This is a genomic window from Sphingomonas sp. Leaf412, from assembly GCF_001425405.1.
Classification (GTDB): domain Bacteria; phylum Pseudomonadota; class Alphaproteobacteria; order Sphingomonadales; family Sphingomonadaceae; genus Sphingomonas.
Genome location: NZ_LMQP01000003.1, coordinates 643,117 through 656,569, shown reverse-complemented (window position 1 = coordinate 656,569; position 13,453 = coordinate 643,117). Strand labels below are relative to the sequence as shown.

General features: G+C 69.1%; 15 protein-coding genes, 1 tRNA gene and 1 pseudogene. 5 read left to right on the top strand and 12 right to left on the bottom strand.

Annotated features, from left to right (window positions below):
- Positions 1–4: 4 nt before the first annotated feature.
- Positions 5–496 (bottom strand): hypothetical protein, encoded by a 492-nt coding sequence (locus ASG29_RS10310; RefSeq protein ID WP_156457975.1) that lies wholly within the window; start codon positions 494–496, stop codon positions 5–7.
- 86 nt (positions 497–582) lie between these two features.
- Between ASG29_RS10310 and ASG29_RS10305 the strand changes: the two genes are divergently transcribed.
- Positions 583–659 (top strand) — tRNA-Arg (locus tag ASG29_RS10305).
- A gap of 60 nt (positions 660–719) precedes the next feature.
- Here the strand turns inward: ASG29_RS10305 and ASG29_RS10300 are convergent.
- The gene (locus ASG29_RS10300; protein ID WP_055983435.1) at positions 720–1,181 is read right to left on the bottom strand and encodes a DUF1465 family protein; all 462 of its coding nucleotides are present in this window, start codon (positions 1,179–1,181) and stop codon (positions 720–722) included.
- Between the two features lie 81 nt (positions 1,182–1,262).
- Entirely contained in the window at positions 1,263–1,460 is a 198-nt protein-coding gene (locus ASG29_RS10295) for a YdcH family protein (protein WP_055985430.1), read from the bottom strand.
- A gap of 150 nt (positions 1,461–1,610) precedes the next feature.
- On the opposite strand from ASG29_RS10295, the gene ASG29_RS16430 reads away from it, so the two are divergent.
- Positions 1,611–1,769, top strand: coding sequence for a YdcH family protein (locus ASG29_RS16430; RefSeq protein ID WP_082515904.1), 159 nt, complete (start codon positions 1,611–1,613; stop codon positions 1,767–1,769).
- A 45-nt stretch (positions 1,770–1,814) separates the two neighbouring features.
- On the opposite strand, the gene ASG29_RS10290 is transcribed toward ASG29_RS16430, so the two are convergent.
- From ASG29_RS10290 to ASG29_RS10275, 4 genes are all read right to left on the bottom strand, one after another.
- Positions 1,815–3,227, bottom strand: a complete 1,413-nt coding sequence (locus ASG29_RS10290; protein WP_055983432.1) for a coniferyl aldehyde dehydrogenase — start codon at positions 3,225–3,227, stop codon at positions 1,815–1,817.
- A 22-nt stretch (positions 3,228–3,249) separates the two neighbouring features.
- The gene (locus ASG29_RS10285) at positions 3,250–3,669 is read right to left on the bottom strand and encodes a hypothetical protein (protein ID WP_055983429.1); all 420 of its coding nucleotides are present in this window, start codon (positions 3,667–3,669) and stop codon (positions 3,250–3,252) included.
- Positions 3,666–4,427 carry a prepilin peptidase gene (locus tag ASG29_RS10280; RefSeq protein WP_082516060.1) on the bottom strand — a complete coding sequence of 254 codons (762 nt, stop codon included), beginning with the start codon at positions 4,425–4,427 and terminating at the stop codon, positions 3,666–3,668. Before ASG29_RS10280 ends, ASG29_RS10285 begins: the two co-directional genes overlap by 4 nt.
- 79 nt (positions 4,428–4,506) lie before the next feature.
- Positions 4,507–4,749 (bottom strand): hypothetical protein, encoded by a 243-nt coding sequence (locus ASG29_RS10275; RefSeq protein ID WP_055983427.1) that lies wholly within the window; start codon positions 4,747–4,749, stop codon positions 4,507–4,509.
- A 49-nt stretch (positions 4,750–4,798) separates the two neighbouring features.
- Here ASG29_RS10275 and ASG29_RS10270 point away from each other — a divergent pair, with 49 nt between their 5' ends.
- Together ASG29_RS10270 and ASG29_RS10265 are read left to right on the top strand one after the other, a co-directional pair.
- Positions 4,799–6,016, top strand: coding sequence for an acetyl-CoA C-acyltransferase (locus ASG29_RS10270; protein ID WP_055983425.1), 1,218 nt, complete (start codon positions 4,799–4,801; stop codon positions 6,014–6,016).
- A 36-nt stretch (positions 6,017–6,052) separates the two neighbouring features.
- On the top strand, positions 6,053–7,021 hold the full coding sequence (locus ASG29_RS10265) for a glutathione S-transferase family protein (RefSeq protein ID WP_055983423.1): 969 nt from the start codon (positions 6,053–6,055) through the stop codon (positions 7,019–7,021).
- A 1-nt stretch (position 7,022) separates the two neighbouring features.
- On the opposite strand, the gene ASG29_RS10260 is transcribed toward ASG29_RS10265, so the two are convergent.
- Positions 7,023–9,107, bottom strand: coding sequence for a prolyl oligopeptidase family serine peptidase (locus ASG29_RS10260; protein WP_055983422.1), 2,085 nt, complete (start codon positions 9,105–9,107; stop codon positions 7,023–7,025).
- A gap of 55 nt (positions 9,108–9,162) precedes the next feature.
- Between ASG29_RS10260 and ppk2 the strand changes: the two genes are divergently transcribed.
- Positions 9,163–9,918 (top strand): polyphosphate kinase 2, encoded by a 756-nt coding sequence (gene ppk2, locus ASG29_RS10255; protein WP_055983419.1) that lies wholly within the window; start codon positions 9,163–9,165, stop codon positions 9,916–9,918.
- A 42-nt stretch (positions 9,919–9,960) separates the two neighbouring features.
- Here the strand turns inward: ppk2 and nadA are convergent, their stop codons facing one another.
- The 4 genes and pseudogenes from nadA to ASG29_RS17055 all read right to left on the bottom strand — a co-directional run.
- Complete coding sequence (gene nadA / locus ASG29_RS10250; protein ID WP_055983417.1) at positions 9,961–10,959, bottom strand: quinolinate synthase NadA; 999 nt, start codon at positions 10,957–10,959, stop codon at positions 9,961–9,963.
- Between the two features lie 31 nt (positions 10,960–10,990).
- Positions 10,991–11,779, bottom strand: coding sequence for a hypothetical protein (locus ASG29_RS10245; RefSeq protein ID WP_235532864.1), 789 nt, complete (start codon positions 11,777–11,779; stop codon positions 10,991–10,993).
- A 71-nt stretch (positions 11,780–11,850) separates the two neighbouring features.
- Positions 11,851–12,714 (bottom strand): MBL fold metallo-hydrolase, encoded by an 864-nt coding sequence (locus ASG29_RS10240; protein WP_055983416.1) that lies wholly within the window; start codon positions 12,712–12,714, stop codon positions 11,851–11,853.
- 95 nt (positions 12,715–12,809) lie between these two features.
- Positions 12,810–13,453, bottom strand: a pseudogene (locus ASG29_RS17055) (hypothetical protein); the annotation flags it as partial.

The following is a 13,453-nucleotide window of genomic DNA, read 5'->3' as shown; positions in this document are numbered from 1 at the left end:
TATCCTATCTCAGCCGCGCCGCGATGCGGTCCGCGCGTTCGCGTCGCGCCGCCGCTTCGGTCCGTGCGGTAAGGATCGCGGCATCCAGCGGGGGGTAGGCAGGCTCCAGCGCGGCTGCCCGCGCCGCGGCCAGCTCCTCGAGCGCGGCCGTCGCATCCTCCTGCCGCCCCCTGGCCACGTCCAGACCGCCCAATGCGGTCTGCGCGTCGAGCCAGGCATCGCTGCCCGGCGCGGCCGTGCGGCCCGCGGCGCGTTCGGCCGCCGTCGCCGCCGCATCGAACGCCGCCGCCGCCGCGACGCGATCACGCGCCAGCGCGGCGATGCGCGCGTCGAGCGCGGAATCGGCAACGACGGCCACCGGCGCCGGCGCCTCCGGCTCCGCGAACCCCATCTTCTCCTGCGGGCGAACGGCCAGGGAGGGAAAATCCCCCTCCCCCACGGTCGAGCAGGCGGCGAGGAACAGCAGGGGAGCGAGCACGATCGGGCGACAAGTCATCGCCGCCAGCCGTACGACCCTGCGAAAAGCGGCGCAACGCCCCTTGCACGATCCGCAATCGCCGTCTAACAGCGCCGCTCCAATGCGCGCCCGTAGCTCAGCTGGATAGAGCATCAGACTACGAATCTGAGGGTCGGACGTTCGAATCGTTCCGGGCGCGCCAATTGGAACACCAGCCCCCGCTAGGCCATGTGCCGGCGGGGGTTTGTGTTTTCCGGTGTAGTTAGAACGCAGTCGCCAGGCGGTCGAGCATCGAACGGGCGGGGCTCATCGTCGTTGTCACGCTCGCCTGCGCGTCGTCCAGGCGCGCCACGCGGCGATGCAGATCGATGCTGGACGACACCAAAGTCCGCGCCTGTGGCGGCAGCGCGTCGAGCAGGCCGGCCTCGGTCACCGGCGCATCGCCCAGCCGGCGCGAGGGCTCCAGCGCCTGCGCCGCGCTCAGTTCGCCCGCGTGGACCGCGCGCTGCGTCAGCAGCCAGGCGATGACGTGCATCAGGCGGGTCGTGACCTTCAGCGATTCGCAGCTGAATGCCACGCGCGTCATCGGCACCAGCGATTCGCGTTCCACGCGCCCGCTTTCGTCGAAATAGCCCCGCGCCTCGTCGGCGAGCAGCATCGCCTCGACATAGAATGTGTCGATCAGTCGCCGGTGGAGGCGCGTGGTGGGTTCTTCGGGGAGCACGAAGGCTGAATGCCACAACCCCCCGCCCGTTTCCAATGCGCAGACGCCGTTAACCCTCTTTATCCGTCCCGGATCGGGCGGTCAGGCGATGATGTCGGGAATCAACTCGTCTTCCAGTCGCGAAATCTCGTCGCGCAGCGCCAGCTTGCGCTTCTTCAGCCGCATCATCTGCAACTGGTCGGGCACCCCGCCCTCCGCCAGTGCGACGATCGCGGCGTCGAGATCGCGATGTTCGATCCGCAGCAGGTTCAGCCGCGGCAGGATCTGTCGTTCGTCCATCATATCCCCGCGCCGCTTCCGCGGTCCCCTAACACAGATTGTCGCGCGTATACGACGGTCAGTCGCGGGACATGTTTCCACACGCGACTTTTCGCGCGGATCATGGTTCACTCCCGAGTCCCACCAACATGAACCAGGAGGTATCTGCCCATGCAGTCCGCACACATCTCGGCCCTCGAGGCCAAGCATGCCGTGCTCGACCAGCGCATCACCGCCGAGTCGCACCGTCCGATGCCGGACCCGCTGGTGATCGCCGACCTCAAGAAGCAGAAGCTGAGGTTGAAGGAAGAAATCTCGCTGGCGCATTGACGCCTGAGGGTTGCCCGGCGGGGAGACCGCCGGGCGCATCCGCACCTACATCTTCATCTGCTGCGCCGCCGCCTTGCGCGTCGCCTTGCCATAGGGCGGCTTGAGGCCGGCGAGCTTCGCCACATCGATCTTCGGCTGCTGATAGACGCTCTTGGTGTGGCTGAACGTCACGAAGCCGTCGCGGCCGTGATACGCCCCCATCCCCGACGGGCCGACGCCGCCGAAGGGCAGGTCCTCCATGGACACGTGGAAGATCACGTCGTTGACCGTCGCGCCGCCCGAAATCGTGCGGTCCAGCACGCGGCGCTGCTCGCCCGCGTCGGTGCCGAAATAATAGACCGCCAGCGCGCGGTCGTGGCCGTTCACCTCGGCGATCGCGCGGTCGATCCCGCCGTCGTAACGCCGGATCGGCAGGACCGGGCCGAAGATCTCCTCCTGCATCACGATCATGTCGTCGGTGGCGTCGCGCACGATGTGGAGCGGCATCTTGCGCGAATTGGCGGTCGCGAAATCCTCGTTCGCGGGGTTCACCACCTCTACCGTCGCGCCCTTCGCACGCGCGTCGGCGACCCATTCGGTCAGCCGCTGGTGATGCCGGTCGTTGATGATCGCGGTATAGTCCGGGTTCGACAGCAACGTCGGATACATGGCGGTCGCCGCCGCCTTCAGCCCCTCGACCACCGCGCCTTCCTGCTCCGACGGGACCAGCATGTAATCGGGCGCGAGGCAGATCTGCCCGGCGTTCAGCATCTTGCCGATCGCCACCCGCTCGGTCGTCTGCGCGATATCCGCGCCCTTGCCGACGATCACCGGGCTCTTGCCGCCCAGTTCCAGCGTGACGGGGACGAGGTTGTCGGCCGCGGCGTGCAGGATGTGCTTCGCGATGCCCGTCGCGCCGGTGAAGATCAGGTGGTCGAACGGTAGTTCCGCGAACGCCTTCCCTACGTCCGGCCCGCCGCTGACGAAGGCGAGTTCCTCGGGCGCGAAATATTTGCCGACGATCTCCTCGAACACCGCGGACGTCACGGGCGTGAACTCGCTGGTCTTCACCATCGCGCGATTGCCCGCGGCGAAGATGCCCGCGAGCGGCGACATGACGAGGTTGATCGGGAAATTCCATGGCGAGATGACGCCGACGACGCCCTTGGGCTGGAACTCCACCCGCGCCTTCGCGCCGAGCAGGCCGAGCGGAAACTGCACCTTCCGCTTCTCCGCCTTCGCCCAGCCGTCGACATGCTTCAGCGCGTGCTTTAGCGGCGCGATCGATCCGGCGATGTCGGTGACCATCGACTGTTCGCGACTACGGTGGCCGAAATCCTCGCTCAGCGCGTCGCAGAAGCGGTCGGCGTGGTCCGCGATCATCGCCGCGGCGCGCTTCAGCCGGTCCTTTCGGATCGCGATCGGCTCCGGCAGCGCCGCCATGAATGCGGCGCGCTGCGCGTCCAGAATGTCCCTCATGCCCTCTCCCCTTGTTATGTCGTTACGCGGCGCACCCCACGAGGCCGGCGAGCGGGATCGCGACCGCGTCCTTGCCGGGTCGTTCCAGCATCAGCAGCGCATCGGGCACCGCCGCCCCCTGCGCCAGGTCGGCGCGATCCTCGATCGTCATGGTCAGACGCGCGGTGACGTCGGTGCCGCGATATTCCGTGTCGCGCGACAGGCCGTGCGCGACCGGCCCCGTCGCGGTCGCGCGCGCGATATCCAGCGGCTTTCCGTCGAGCGCGATACGCAGCGCGTCCGCGCCCGCCATCACCGCCAGCGTCCGCGTCTGCCCGATCGTGAACAGGTAGGCGGCGCACCCCTTCGGCGGGAGCACCTGCCGCGGCAGGCCGCCGATCGGCAGGCCGTCGATCGTGGCGGGCGGATCGGCAAGGGCGAGGAGCAGGAGCGCGGCGATCATGCGGCGAAGGATATCACGGCGATCCACGCGGGGTAAGCCGCGACCGCCAGAAAGGTCCCGAACGGCAACGCATCCTCCGCCGCGACAGGGCGACCGCGCAGATGCTGGAAGAGAACGACCCCCAGCCCCACCAACGCCGCGAGCAGCAGCACGACCGGCAGCACGCGCCAGCCGAGCCACAGGCCGATGGCGCCGAACAGCTTGGGATCCCCTCCCCCCAGCCCCTCGCGCCCGCGCATCATGCGATAGACCGCTGCGACCAGCCACAGGGATGCGAACCCCGCTGCGCCGCCGATCAGCCGATCGATCAGCTCGGGCGCGGCGAATGGTGCGCTCGCCAGCCCGAGCAGCGCCAGCGCCGCGACCAGCGGATCGGGCAGCCACAATTCCGCCGCGTCGATCGCCGCCAGCGTCAGCAGCAGCCAGCCGAACGCCGCGCCGAACGCGCCGGCGACACCGGGCGCGAGCCATCCCGACAGCGCGCCGATCGCGGCACAGGCGAGCTCGAATCCCGGATGCCGAGGATCGATGCGCGCGTTGCACGTGCCGCACCGGCCGCGCTTGGCCAGCCAGCCGATGACGGGGAGCAATTCCACCGCGGTCAGCGTCCGCCCGCAGCCATCGCACGCGGACCGCCCGCCGAGCGTCCGCCCCTGCGGCCAGCGGATCGCCAGCGTGGCTAGGAAGCTGCCGATGATCGCGCCGAGGAGAGCGAGGAGGAGGGGGAAGACAGCGGCGGTCGAGAGCATGTGGAACATGATGTCCATTGGGTCCCCGCGAAGGCGGGGACCCAGTCTGGGCTCCCGCCTTCGCGGGGACACAATGGCACGGAAGGCCCTACTCCCCCCGCTTGCGGATCAGGTAGCGATAGACGCCGAAGCCGTTGATGAACAGCAGCACCGCATTCTGCGACCCCAGCGGCGCGTCGTCCGCGAGGAAGGAGCCTGCGATCCACGCGATCGAGGAGGTGACGAACAGCACCATCCCCCATCCAGTGACGCGCCGCCCGTAATCGAGCGCGACCATGAAGGCCGCGATCGTGCCGCTGATCGCGGCATACCATTTCAGCGCTTCCATCATCCCTTCGCGTAGGCGCGGGCGGTTTGAAAACACAGCCGCAAACGTCTAGATGCAGCGCAACATTCTGGAGCATCGCATCATGGCCACCGACCCCGTCGTCATCCTGTCCTACGCGCGCACGCCCATGGGGGCGATGCAGGGCGCGCTGTCCGACGTCTCGGCGACCGACCTGGGCGCGACCGCGGTGAAGGCCGCGGTGGAACGCGCCGGGATCGACGGCGCGGACGTCGAGCGCATCTACATGGGCTGCGTCCTTCCCGCCGGCCTGGGCCAGGCGCCCGCGCGACAGGCCGCGATCAAGGCGGGACTGCCGAAGTCCGTGCAGGCGACCACGGTCAACAAGGTGTGCGGTTCGGGGATGCAGACCGTCATCATGGGCGCCGAGGCGATCGCCGCGGGCAGCGCGGACCTGATCGTCGCGGGCGGCATGGAATCGATGACCAACGCGCCCTACCTGCTGAAGAAGCATCGCGGCGGCGCGCGGATCGGGCACGACACCGCCTACGACCACATGTTTCTCGACGGGCTGGAGGACGCGTACGAGGCCGGTCGCGCGATGGGCACCTTCGCGCAGGACACCGCGAACGAATATCAACTGACCCGCGCCGCGCAGGACGACTATTCGATCGAGTCGCTGCGCCGCGCGCAGGATGCGATCAAGTCGGGCGCCTTCGCGGACGAGATCGTCGCGGTGACGGTGAAGACGCGCAAGGGCGACGTGACGGTCGACACCGACGAGGCGCCGGGCAAGGGCATGCCGGACAAGATCCCGAAGCTGAAGCCCGCCTTCGCCAAGGACGGCACGATCACGGCCGCGACCAGCAGCTCGATCAGCGACGGCGCCGCCGCGCTGGTCCTGACGCGCGAAAGCACCGCCGCGGCCAAGGGGCAGAAGCCGGTCGCGCGCATCGTCGCGCACGCCGCGCATGCGCAGGAGCCCGCCGCCTTCACCACCGCCCCCGTAGGCGCGATCAACAAGCTGATGGAGAAGGCCGGCTGGCAGATCGGCGACGTCGACCTGTTCGAGGTGAACGAGGCGTTCGCCTGCGTCGCGATGTTCGCGATGCATGACCTGGGCATCCCGCACGACAAGATCAACGTCCACGGCGGCGCCACCGCGCTGGGCCATCCCATCGGCGCGTCGGGCGCGCGGATCATCACGACGCTGATCGCCGCGCTGAAGACGAAGGGCCTGAAGAAGGGCGTCGCGTCGCTGTGCATCGGCGGGGGCGAGGCGACCGCGATCGCGGTGGAACTGATCGACTGACGGGATCGACCGTGCTGCCCATGCGTATCGTGACGCATGGGCAGAATGGTCGATGGCACGTGGCAGCCGGGCAAGGTCACGGACGATAGCGCGGACGGCGCGTTCAAGCGGCAGGATGCGGGCTTCCGCGACTGGGTGACCGCCGACGGCGGGCCCGGCCCGGACGGGCAGCCGGGTCGCCCCGCATCCGCCGGACGCTATCACCTGTACGTCAGCTACGCCTGCCCCTGGGCGCACCGCGCCTTGATCGTCCGCGCGCTGAAGCGGCTGGAGCCGATGATCGGGGTGTCGGTCGTCGACGCGCTGATGGGGGAGGATGGCTGGACCTTCGCCACCGAACACGGCGGGGGTGGCGACGACCTGTACGGCGCGCGCTTCCTTCATGAAATATATGCGCGCGCGCGGTCCGACTATACCGGCAAGGTGACCGTACCGGTACTGTGGGATCGCGCGACGGAAACGATCGTTAGCAACGAAAGCGCCGACATCATCCGGATGCTCGGCACCGCGTTCGATGGCCTCGGCGCGGCGGCGGGCGACTTCTACCCCGCGGACCTGCGCGCCGCGATCGATGCGGTGAACGCACTGGTCTACGATCGCGTCAACAATGGCGTGTACAAGGCCGGCTTCGCGACGACGCAGGATGCGTACGAGGACGCGGTCCTCCCGCTCTTCGACACGCTCGCCGACCTCGATACGCGATTGGCGGGCGGGGAATGGCTGGTCGGCGGCGTGATGACGGAGGCGGACATCCGCCTGTTCACCACGCTCGTCCGCTTCGACGCGGTCTATCACGGCCATTTCAAGTGCAACCTGCGCCGCGTGCAGGATCACCCGAACCTCGAGGCGTTCGTGGAACGGATGCTGGCGATCCCGGCGATCGCGGACACGGTCCACATGGATCATATCAAGACCCATTATTACGCAAGCCACCGCGACCTGAACCCCAGCGGGATCGTGCCGGTGGGGCCGGACCTGCCGTGGCGGGCGCTGGTGAAGCCCTAGGCTATTTCCCGACGCCGATCTCGCGCGTCAGGAACGCCTGCAACATCGCCGCCCTGCGCGCATCCTCGGCATGGTCGGCACCGACCGAGTGACCGCCCTCCAGATATTCGTTGTAATAGACGGTATTGCCGTTGGCCTTCAGCAGGGCCGCCAGCTTGCGTGCATGGCCGGGATGCACGCGGTCGTCCTTCGTCGACAGGTAGAACAGCACCGGCGGGTAGCGGACGCCCGCCTTCACGTTCTGATACGGCGAATATTTCCGCATGAACGCCCAGTCCGCGGGCTTGTCCGGATCGCCATATTCGTCGATCCACAAGGCGCCGGCGGACATTTTCGTATAGCGCTGCATGTCCTCCAGCGGCGATCCGGCGATCACCGCGCCGTACAGGTCCGGGCGCTGCTGCATCGCGGCGCCGACCAGCAGCCCACCGTTGGAGCGTCCGGAGATCGCGATCCGCTTCTTCGTCGCCACGCCCGTGCGGACGAGGTCGTCGCCGACCGCGTGGAGATCGTCGAACACGTTCTGCCGCTTCTCGCGCAGCCCCGCCTCGTGCCAGCGTGGCCCGTATTCGCCGCCGCCGCGCAGATTCGCGAGGACATAGGCCCCGCCGCGCTCGACGAAGGTCAGCGCCAGCGGGCCCGCGCGATAGGGCTGGTCGGTCAGGTACGTCGGCGTCTGCGCGTTGCGGAAGCCGCCATAGGCATGGATCAACGCGGGGCCGGGCCGCTTCGCGCCTTTCTTCGTCACGAGGAAATACGGCACCTTCGTCCCGTCGCGCGACGTCGCGAAACGCTGCGTCACGTCGAATTGCGCGGCGTCGAAGCGCGCGGGCAGCGACTGGACCTTCGCGACCGGCCCTTGCGCCGACACCGAATACAAGGTCGGCGGGGTCAGCATCCCTTCCACCGTCGCGAACGCCATGTCGCGTTTCCCGGACGCGCCGACGATATGGATCGTGCTGTTGGCGGGCAGCGGGATCGCGCGCTGCGCCCATCGTCCGTCCGCGCCGCGGGTCAGCGCGATCAACTTCCCCGACACGTCGTCGAGGACCTTCACCCACAGGGTTCCATCGGTCGCCTCGACCTCCTCCACCGCCTGCGTCGGGGAGGGGGAGAACACGGGTTCGGCGCGCGGCGCTTCTCCGCGGTCGAGCGCGTCGAGCGGATAGGCGACCAGCGCGCCCGCGGGCTGCCCCGCCGCAGCGCGGTTCAGCCGCACGATCGCGCGCCCGTCGATAACGTCGACCACGTCGGCGCGCTCGGGCAGCGGCAGTTTCACGAATGCGCCCGAGGGGACACGGAACAGGAAATCGCTGTCGAAGAAGGTCTTTCCCGCGCGAACGACCGGGCGGCGCATCGTCGCGTCGACATAGGCGGACACGCCGATCGGGGTCAGTTCCGGCCCCTGTTCGTACACCGTCGTCGCGGCGGACAAGGGCATGCCGCGCTTCCACACCTTCGCGATCCGCGGGCGCCCGGTGCGCCCGAGCGATCCCGCGCCCCAGTCGCGCGCGACCAGCAACGTGTCGCGGTCGATCCACGCCGCCGACTGGCTCGATTGCGGCAGGACGAACCCGCCGTCGACGAAGCGCTGCGTCGACAGGTCGAACTCGCGCACCGTATCCGCATCGGTCCCGCCCGGGCTGAGCGAGACGAGGCAGCGGGTATAATCCGGTTCCAGGCAGCGCGCGCCGTGCCAGACCCAGCTCTGCCCCTCCGCCTTCCCCAAGGCATCGACATCGATCAGCGTCGTCCATTTCGGGCGGCCCGCGGTGTAGCCGGCGAGGTCCGCCGCGCGCCACAGGCCGCGTGGATTCTTCGCATCGCGCCACAGGTTCAGCACGCGGTCGCCGACGATTATGTCGGGACCCGCGATCTGCGCCTCGTCGTCCAGGATCGCCTTCGCCCGCGCGCGATCCTTCTCGTACTGCGGGTCCTGCGTCAGCCGCGCGGCGGTTTCCGCGTTCCACGCCTTCACCTGCTCCAGCGCGCGCGGGCCTTCGATATCCTCCAGCCACAGATACGGATCGGCGGCGGGTGCCGCGGCGACGAGCAGGAGCGGGGCGGCGAAGCGGAGCATTGTCATGGCCTTGGCGTAGCGGGTCTTGCGTGCGCGGCGCAATCCGGCTCTGCTGCCGTGCATGGGCGACAAGCATGACGAGGAAGATGCGGCGCTCCAGCTCGGGCTGGTGCGGATGCAGATGGCGATGGCGGACAGCGGCGCGCGCGCCGTCGTTGTGCTGGAGGGCCGCGATTCGGCGGGCAAGGACGGGACCATCAGGGTGCTGACCCAGCATCTGTCGGTCCGCAACACCCGCGTCGTCGCCCTGCCGAAGCCCAGCGATCGCGAGCGGACGTCGTGGTTTTTCCAGCGCTACGTCGCGCATCTGCCCGCGGCGGGGGAGATCGTGATCTTCAACCGCAGCTGGTACAATCGTGCGGGCGTGGAGGTGGTCAACGGCTTCTCGACCGAGGCGGAGCAGGCGCGCTTCCTTTCCGACGTGCCGGGGCTGGAGGCGATGCTGGTCGAAAGCGGCATCCCGATCGTGAAGCTGTGGCTCGACATATCGAAGGACGAGCAGGCGAAGCGGCTGGAAAAGCGTCGCACCGATCCGCTTAAGGCGTTGAAGGTCAGCGCGCTGGACGCGGTGGCACAGGAGAAATGGGACGATTACTCCGTCGCGCGCAACACGATGCTGACCCGCACGCACACGCCGCTGGCGCCGTGGACCTGCGTGCGCGCCGACCACAAGGGACGCGCGCGGCGCAACGTGCTGCGGCACCTGTTGCGGACGCTGGCGCCGGCGGAGGTGGCCGAAGCGGTCAAGGCACCGAGTCCGGAGGTGCTGTTTGCGTTCGAAATGGCGGCATTGAAGGACGGAAGACTGGCGACATAGTCAGCCGTCGCCCCTGCGCAGGCAGGGGCGACGGGTTAGCTCTCAATCCCCCGTCACCCGCGCGGGACCAAGGTCGCCCTGCCCCACGGTCGCGCTGGCCATCGCCAGCATCGCATCGAGGCTCTTCTTCGCGCGCAGTCGCAGGCCTTCCTCGATCTCGATCCGTGGGGACAGATCGCGCAGCGCGACGTACAATTTCTCCATCGTATTGAGCGCCATGTACGGGCAGATGTTGCAGTTGCAATTGCCGTCCGCCCCGGGGGCACCGATGAAATGCTTGTCGGGCATCGACTTTTCCATCTGGTGGATGATGTGCGGCTCGGTCGCGACGATCAGCGTGTCGCCGGGCATGGCATTGGCATATTCCAGGATGCCGCGCGTCGAGCCGACGTAATCCGCATGATCGAGGATGATCGCGGGACATTCCGGATGCGCCGCGACGGGCGCGCCGGGGTGCTGCGCCTTCAGCTTCAGCAGCTCGGTCTCGCTGAACGCCTCGTGCACGATGCACACGCCCGGCCACAGGATCAGGTCGCGTCCGGTCTTGCGCGCCAGATAACCGCCCAGATTGCGGTCGGGACCGAAGATGATCGGCTGCGACTTCGGGATCTGCGCCAGGATCTTTTCGGCGGAGGAGCTGGTGACGATCACGTCGCTCAGCCCCTTCACCTCCGCCGAGCAATTAATATACGTCAGCGCGATCGCGTCCGGATGGGCCTTGCGGAACGCCGCGAACTGGTCGGGCGGGCAACTGTCCTCCAGCGAGCAGCCGGCGTCCATGTCGGGCAGGATCACGGTCTTCTGCGGGCTCAGGATCTTCGCGGTTTCCGCCATGAAGCGCACACCGCAGAAGGCGATGACGTCCGCGTCGGTTTCCGCCGCCTTCCGGCTCAGGTCCAGGCTGTCGCCGACGAAGTCCGCGATGTCCTGCAACTCCGGCTTTTGATAATAATGTGCCAGGATGACGGCGTTGCGCTCCTTGCGGAGGCGATCGATCTCGGCGCGGATGTCCACGCCCCGCAGGTTGGTCGGCTGTTCCATATAGCGCAGATGGCCCGGCGCGGGCGCGGGATCAAGGCGCGGGTGGCGGCGCGGGATAGGCGACCGGCGCGATACGCTCCCCCGGCGAGCCCGCGACGACCGCCGAATAGAGCGCCAGCCCCGCGCGCGTCGGCGGCAACCACGTGGCCGCGAGCTGCGTGACGACGATCACGATCATCCCCCACCACCATGCCGGATGCACGCGTCCGTCGCGACGCCGGTCGCGGATCGCGCCCGTCAGCGGGAACAGCAGGATCGCGGCCATCACCGCCTGCCCCGACCACGGCACCAGCAGCGGCATGGGCAGCAACCGGCCGACCGCCGGGCCCATGATCCCCGCCATCGCCGACAGCACCAGCCGCGGATGCCAGTCGCGCCGCCGCCGCAGGCGGATCGCGGCGGCGAGCAACAGGGCGAAGCTGACGACGCCCAGCACGTTCATCGGGAGGAAATAGCCCGGCGTGAAGAAGAACGGCGCCCGCCCTTCGCGCACCATCACGACGGTCGTTACCGTGCCCACGACGACCATCGCGATCGCCCAGCCCGCGCCGACCCAGCCAAGCCGGCGATGCAGCGCCAGCGAGCCGCGCGCGCCCAGCGTCGTCTGGACCGCGAAGAAACCGACCCAGCCCATGAACAGCAGCGCATGCGCATGGACCAGCGCCGGCGCGTGGAAGGACGATCTTCCGAACGCGAACTGGACCGAAAAGCCGAGCACGTTCACCGCCACCATCGACAGCGCCAGCACGAGGAAGAAACGACGCTCGCGCGTCATCGGCACTCGGGCCGCGCGCGGCGGCGTCATGATATCGGTCGTCATCGCAAGCCCCCCTTGCCGTTCGACCTGCCCATTCTACACCCGCATGGTTTCGTCGCCAAGCGGGCCGTCGGTCAGGCGACTACCCAGATCGCGCCGTCCGCGCGCACCCGGCCACGCCGGTCGAGATCGATCAGGTGCGCCAGTACCGAGCGCTCCGCCGCGGGGTAAAGACGTCGGTCGAGGCCGACGTACATCTTCTCCACCAGCGCGGGGATATCGCGCGGCGCGTCCGTCAGCAGGCGCAATATCTGTCCCTCGCGCTGCTTGCGATGACCCAGCAGGCCGCGCACCAGCCGCTGCGGCCGGTCCACCGCGTCGCCGTGCCCGGGATAATAGACGCGGTCGTCGCGCCCCATCAGCTTTTCCAGGCTGGCCATGTAATCGGCCATGTCCCCATCGGGGGGCGACACGATGCTGGTCGACCAGCCCATGACGTGGTCGCCGGAAAACAGCGCCCGCGTCTCCGGCAAGGCGAAGGCCAGGTGATTGCTGGTGTGCCCCGGCGTCGCGATCGCCCGCAACGTCCAGCCGTCGCCCGCGATGCTGTCGCCCTCCGCCATCACCCGGTCCGGCGCGTAATCCGCGTCGAAGGCGGCGTCGGCCCGCGGCCCGTCGTCGGCGACGAACACCGGTGCGGCGCCGACGATCGGCGCGCCGGTTGCCTGCTGCAACGCGCGCGTGGCGGGGGAATGATCGCGATGATGATGCGTGACGACGATCGCGCTGACGGGCCGCGCGGCGATGGCGCGGAGCAGCGCGGCATGGTGCGCGGGATCGGCGGGGCCGGGGTCGATCACCGCGAGATCGCGCGTGCCGACGAGATAGGATTGCGTGCCCGTGAAGGTGAACGGCGAGGGATTGGGCGCCAGCACGCGGGTGATGAGCGGTTCCAGCACCATCGCGATGCCGGTGGGCGGGGGCGTGGCGTCGTTCATTCCGTCAGCCTTGCCGGGCACTTGGCCGCGACGCAAGGGTGCCGGCCGCGTCGCGATCGACGGCGGCCGGCGAGGTTGGAGCACGTCTGAGGGGACTAATCGCGCTCGGTCGTCATCTCGTCGCGCATCTCGGCGATCGCGTCGTCGATCTCGCGCAGCGCCTCGGCCCGATGGTCCGCGGGGACGCTGGCGAGTACGCTGCGGCGCGCGGCCTGCAATCCGGCCAGGCCGGCGGAAAGGCCGGCGCGGCGCGCGGCGACCCCCTGCCGCTCCGCGACCATGGCGTAGCGTTCCGCGGCCATCGCCTGTCGCTCGGCACGCCGTCCCTCCGCATTCGCCCGCGCCGCGGCGGCGCGGACGGTGGCGTCGCTGCGGGCGGCGGCGGCGCGGGCGCTTGCGTTGCCCATCGCGGCGGCGGCGCGCCCGGCGGCGTCGATGCGATCGGTGCAGATGACCGTGACGCGGCGATTGCCGTCGCTGCGGCTGACGACCATCTCGTGCCGTCCGCCGGACGAGGGGCCGCACGAACGCTCCGCCACCACCGGCACGTCGGGCATCGGCGGCAGCGCCGGGACGGGCGGGACCGGCGGCATCGCGACGCGATCGACGGTGGAGGGGATCGCGGGCGGAGCCGGCGGCGTGGGCGGCACCGGCACGGGATTGGCCGCGATATACCGCTCGGCCGCCGCGCCCTCATAAGTTTGCGTGCGTCCGTCGCGCACCACGACCACGCGCGTGG